Annotated in this window: 4 protein-coding genes; 3 read left to right on the forward strand and 1 reads right to left on the reverse strand. The window is 64.4% G+C overall.

The features are described 5' to 3' along the window. Window positions 1-742, forward strand: a 742-nt coding sequence (locus Q8Q83_RS19275) for a GspE/PulE family protein (protein ID WP_305625742.1), incomplete at its 5' end; no start/stop codon positions are given. Window positions 743-1,090: 348 nt separating this feature from the next. On the opposite strand, the gene Q8Q83_RS19280 is transcribed toward Q8Q83_RS19275, so the two are convergent. Continuing rightward, window positions 1,091-2,248 carry an alkane 1-monooxygenase gene (locus Q8Q83_RS19280; protein WP_305625743.1) on the reverse strand — a complete coding sequence of 386 codons (1,158 nt, stop codon included), beginning with the start codon at window positions 2,246-2,248 and terminating at the stop codon, window positions 1,091-1,093. Window positions 2,249-2,487: 239 nt separating this feature from the next. Here Q8Q83_RS19280 and Q8Q83_RS19285 point away from each other — a divergent pair, with 239 nt between their 5' ends. Together Q8Q83_RS19285 and smc are read left to right on the forward strand one after the other, a co-directional pair. Next, window positions 2,488-3,147, forward strand: coding sequence for a GntR family transcriptional regulator (locus Q8Q83_RS19285; protein WP_305625744.1), 660 nt, complete (start codon window positions 2,488-2,490; stop codon window positions 3,145-3,147). A 12-nt stretch (window positions 3,148-3,159) separates the two neighbouring features. Further along, the coding region (gene smc, locus Q8Q83_RS19290) for a chromosome segregation protein SMC (protein WP_305625745.1) at window positions 3,160-5,817 on the forward strand (2,658 nt) is incomplete at its 3' end.

Here is a 5,817-nt window from a genome sequence, read left to right on the forward strand (position 1 = left end):
CCTCGCCACCGGGCCCACCGGCAGCGGCAAGACCACCACCCTCTACGCCCTGTTGCAGCACGAGGCCTCGCCGGAGAAGAACTACGTCACCATCGAAGACCCGGTGGAAATCCAGGTCGACCTGGCCGGCCAGGTGCCGGTGCGCGAACGCATCGGCCTGAGCTTCGCCAGCATCCTGCGCGCCAGCCTGCGCCAGGACCCGGACGTGATACTGCTCGGCGAGATCCGCGACGAGGAGACCGCCGACGTGGCCTTCCACGCCTCGCTGACCGGCCACCTGGTGTTCTCCACCCTGCACACCAGCTCGGCGGCCGCCACCATCGCCCGCCTGCTCGACCTCGGCCTGAAGCCCTATGTGCTGGCCTCGGCCCTGGAGGCCATCATCGCCCAGCGCCTGGTGCGGCGGATCTGCCTGAGCTGCCGCGAGCCCGTCACGCCGAGCGGCGAACTGTTGGCGCGCCTGGGCCCGGACTTTCTCGAGCCAGGGCTTAAGTACTTCCACGGCCGCGGCTGCAACCAGTGCCATCAGGGCTTCAAGGGCCGGGTCGCGATCCATGAGGTGCTGACCATGAACAACGCCCTGCGCGATGCCGTCACCCTGGGCGCCAGCGCCACGCAGCTGCAGACCCTGGCCCGCGAGCAAGGCATGACCAGCCTGCTGGACGATGCGCGCGACAAGCTGCAGCAGGGGCTGACCAGCGTCGAGGAAGTTCTGCGCCTGCTCGGCCCGCAGGATCTGTGAGGCGAAGAAGTGACCAGCCGCCCGGGGCACAAGCATCCTTAGAACCTGTTTACGATCTGCTGCGCGTCGGCCCTGCTGCGTTAAAAACAGGCTCGGAATGCTCATTTACCACTTGTAAACTCCGCTTCCTCGCCTGTTTTTGCCTTGCATGGCTCTAGCTCGCGAGATCGTAAACAGGTTCTTACCCCTTGATCCCTATGGCCGGCACGACTCGGGCCTAGCCAGTCGGGAGCCCAGAACCTGGCCCGGATGCAACCCGGGAGCGGATTTTCAGGGGGTAGAGTTCCCCGGATTTCATTGGGCTACAAAAAGTGCCGTTCACTTGGCTTAAGTGAACGGCATCACCCGCTAATGGGCGTCTCCCAGGCTGTTATCGAGCCGTTGCGAGTCGCTCAGTTGATGTTCCTCACCGGCGTAGTAGGCGCGCACCCGCGGGTCCATCACCGCGCGCCACAGCGGTGGGAACAGCGCCAGGACTATCATCCCGGCATAACCGTTGGGCAGCTGCGGGCTGTCCTCGAAGTGGCGCAGCACCTGGTAGCGCCGTTTGGCGTAGGCGTGGTGGTCGGAATGGCGCTGCAGGTGGAAGAGAAACAGGTTGGTCAGCAGGAAGTTGCTGTTCCATGAGTGGGTCGGGTTGGTGCGCTCGTAGCGGCCGTTGTCCAGCTTGCGCCGGTGCAGGCCGTAATGTTCGACGTAGTTGACGATTTCCAGCAGGGTGAAGGCCACGACCGACTGCCCGATAAAGAACAGCGCTCCGCGCCAGTCGAACGCCAGGCTGAAACCCAGCAGGAACAGCGCGCTGACGCTGTACCAGGCGAGCAACTCGTTACGCCAGTGCAGGGCGGGCAGGCCCTTGCGCTTCAGGCGCTCTACTTCCAGCCGCCAGGCATTGAGGAAGTTGTGCTTGTAGGCGTGGGGCAGGAAGGCGTACAGGCTCTGGCCGTAACGCGAGGATGAGGCATCCTCGGGCGTCGACACGTGCACGTGGTGGCCGCGTACGTGCTCGATCTTGAAGCCGCCGTAGCACACCGCCGCCAGTAGCAAGCCGCCGGCATTCTGCTCCAGTTGCGGGTCCTTGTGGATAAACTCGTGGGCCACGGTGATGCCGATGGCGCCGGTCACTGTGCCCACCGACAGCACCCAGCCCAGCTGGCCGACCCAGCTCCAGGCCTGATAGTTGACGAACACCCAGCCGGCCCAGCCGAGCATACCCAGCAGAAAAGGTACCGTGGCCAGGCTGAGCAGGCGGTAGTAGCTCTGCTGCTCCAGTCGCGCTACCTGCACCGCTTCATCCGGGTTGGCCGGGTCGCGGCCGATAACGAAGTCCAGCAGGGGGATCACCCCGAACACCACCACTATGACCAGCCAGGCCCAGGCATCGGCCTGCGCACTGCCGTGCGACCAGTGATAGCTCAGGGGAATGCCCAGCACCGGGATCAGCCACAACCAGTAGCCGATGCTTTTGATGGCGAGCATCCAATTGGAGGGAAGGCGTTCGAACATAGGGGCTCCGTACTTATTATTATCGAGAGTGGGTTTGGTAGGATTGTAGGACAATCGTTACCTTGGGCCATCCTGATGAAGCCTACCTTTCGCTCTGAAAGTGCGTGGCCCGTGCCCTTGGCCCGGTAACACCCTGTGTTACACTCGCGCCCTGCGTTTACCCGCTCCCGCCAGGCCTGGCGGGGCTTCAGTATCCATATCGCTTGCCCCAATAGGTCAGATAGAGCCTAAGGATAACCATGACGTTCAAGGCACCGGACAGCCTCGCCGAGCAGATCGCCCATCATCTGGCCGAACGCATCATTCGTGGTGAGTTGAAGGCCCGTGAGCGGATTCAGGAACAGAAAGTCACCCAGGCGCTGAATGTCAGCCGTGGCTCGGTGCGCGAAGCCCTGCTGATTCTCGAGCGTCGTCACCTGATAGTGATCCCGCCGCGGCGGGGCGCCCAGGTCGCCGAGCTGACCCCGCACAACGTCAAGAGCCTGTACGCCCTGGTGATGGAGCTGTATATCCTGCTGGGCAAGGCGGTGGCCGATAGCTGGCGGGTCGAGAGCGATCTGGCGCCTTTCCTGGCCATCCAGCAGCGTCTGATGGACAGTCTGCAGCGCGAGGATATCGGCGCCTTCGTCGAGAACAGCTTCGACATCATGCGGGCGGCCTTTCCCTTCTCCAATAATCCCTATCTACAGGAAACCGTGGAGAATCTGCTGCCGGCCATCAGCCGCACCTACCACTTGGCCCTGGAACGGCGCAAAAGCGAGATGGGCCAGTTCCTCAACACCTTTGCCGAACTGCTGCAGGTGATCATCGCCCGTGACCATCAGCGCATACGTCAGGTGCTGATTGGTTATGGCGAGCACAACTGTCAGTTGGTGCTGGCAGCGTTAGCCGAATGCTAGGGAAGACTGTTCATGCGGCTTAAGTGCATCAAGCTGGCCGGCTTCAAGTCGTTCGTCGACCCCACTACCGTGACCTTTCCGAGCAATATGGCGGCGGTGGTCGGGCCTAACGGTTGCGGAAAATCGAACATCATCGACGCCGTGCGCTGGGTGATGGGCGAGAGTTCGGCGAAGAACCTCCGCGGCGAGTCGATGACCGACGTCATCTTCAACGGTTCCAACACCCGCAAGCCGGTGACCCAGGCCAGTATCGAGCTGATCTTCGACAACTCCGACGGCACCCTGACCGGCGAATATGCCGGCTACAACGAGATTTCCATCCGCCGCCGGGTCACCCGCGACAGCCAGAACACCTATTTCCTCAACGGCACCAAGTGCCGCCGCCGCGATATCACCGATATCTTCCTCGGCACCGGCCTGGGCCCGCGCAGCTACTCGATCATCGAGCAGGGCATGATCTCCAAGCTGATCGAGGCCAAGCCCGAGGACCTGCGCAACTTTATCGAGGAAGCCGCCGGCATCTCCAAGTACAAGGAACGCCGCCGCGAGACCGAGAACCGCATCCGCCGCACCCATGAGAACCTGGCGCGCCTGAGCGACCTGCGCGAAGAGCTGGAGCGCCAGCTGGAACGCCTGCACCGCCAGGCCCAGTCCGCCGAGAAATACCAGGAATACAAGGCCGAGGAACGTCAGCTCAAGGCCCAGCTCACTGCCCTGCGTTGGCAGGCGCTGAATGAACAGGTCGGCCAGCGCGAAGCGGTGATCGGCAACCAGGAGGTCAGCTTCGAGGCCCTGGTGGCCGAGCAGCGCAACGCCGACGCCAGCATCGAGCGCCTGCGTGACGGCCACCATGAACTGTCCGAGCGCTTCAACCTGGTGCAGGGCCGCTTCTATTCGGTGGGCGGCGATATCGCCCGGGTCGAGCAGAGCATCCAGCACGGCCAGCAGCGCCTGCGCCAGTTGCAGGACGATTTGCGCGAAGCCGAGCGCGCGCGCCTGGAAACCGAATCGCACCTGGGCCACGACCGCACCTTGCTGGCGACCCTGGGCGAAGAGCTGAGCATGCTCGAGCCCGAGCAGGAACTGACCGCCGCCGCCGCAGAAGAATCGGCCGCCGCCCTGGAAGAGTCGGAAGGTGCCATGCACGGCTGGCAGGAGCAGTGGGATGGCTTCAACCAGCGCAGTGCCGAGCCGCGCCGCCAGGCCGAGGTGCAGCAGTCGCGCATCGCCCAGCTGGAACAGAGCCTGGAGCGTCTGGCCGAGCGTCAGCGCCGCCTCAGCGACGAGCTTGTGCTGTTAGCGGCCGATCCGGAAGACGCAGCCATTCTCGAGTTGAGCGAGCAGATCGCCGCCAGCGAACTGAGCCTGGAAGACCTGCAATTAAAAGAAGAGCAGCAAGCCGAGCGCTTGCAGCAGCTGCGGGGCGAATTGCAGCAGGCCGGTCAGGCCCAGCAGCAGGCCCAGGGTGAACTGCAGCGCCTCAACGGTCGTTTGGCCTCGTTGGAAGCCTTGCAGCAGGCGGCGCTGGATCCGGGCAAGGGCGCCGGTGACTGGCTGCGCGAGCAGCACCTGAGCGAACGGCCGCGTCTGGCCGAAGGCCTGCGGGTCGAGGCCGGCTGGGAGCTGGCGGTGGAAACCGTGCTGGGCGCCGACCTGCAGGCGGTGTTGCTGGATGATAGTTATTTTCAGAATCTGGGCGGCCTGGATTTCTCCAGCCTGACCCAGGGCGACCTGCGCCTGGTCAGCCCGAACAAGGGCGGCGCGCGGGTCGCCGGCAGCCTGCTGGATAAGGTCGAAGCCGCCATCGATTTGGCGCCTTGGCTGGCCAAGGTCAAACCGGTGCAGAGCCTCGACGAGGCCCTGGCCGCGCGTATGAGCCTGGCCGACGGCGAAAGCCTGATCAGCCGCGACGGCTATTGGGTCGGCCGGCATTTTCTGCGGGTGCGCCGCGCCAGCGCCGCGGAAAGTGGCGTCCTGGCCCGTGGCCAGGAAATCGAAGGCCTGGGCCTGGAACGTGAAGAGCGCGAAGCGGCCTTGGCCCTGTTGGACGAGCGTTTGCTGCAGCTGCGCGAAAGCCAAGGCCAGCAGGAAGAGCGGCGCGAGCGGCAACGCCGGCAGCTGCAGGATCAGGCCCGCCGTCTGGGCGAATTGAAGGCGCAGCTGTCGGCGGGGCAGGCCAAGGTCGAGCAATTGACCCTGCGCCGTCGTCGCCTGGACAGCGAGCTGCTGGAGCTGGCCGAGCAGCGCGAGATCGAACAGGAACAGCTGGGCGAATCGCGCCTACAACTGCAGGATGCCCTGGATGCCATGGCCACCGACAACCAGCAGCGCGAAAGCCTGCTGGCCAGTCGCGATGCCCTGCGCGAGCGCCTCGACCGGGTGCGTCAGGAAGCTAGAGCGCACAAAGATCACGCCCATCAGCTGGCCGTGCGTCTGGGTTCGCTCAAGGCTCAGCACGACTCCACCCGCCAGGCCCTGGAGCGTCTGCAACTGCAGGCCGAGCGCCTGCATGAGAAGCGTGAGCAACTCAACCTCAACCTGGAGGAGGGCGAGGCGCCGCTGGAAGAGTTGCGCCTCAAGCTGGAAGAGCTGCTGGACAAGCGCATGGCGGTGGAGGACGAGCTGAAACTGGCGCGTCTGGCCCTGGAAGACGCCGACCGCGAACTGCGC

This window comes from Pseudomonas sp. (assembly GCF_030696055.1).
Classification (GTDB): domain Bacteria; phylum Pseudomonadota; class Gammaproteobacteria; order Pseudomonadales; family Pseudomonadaceae; genus Aquipseudomonas.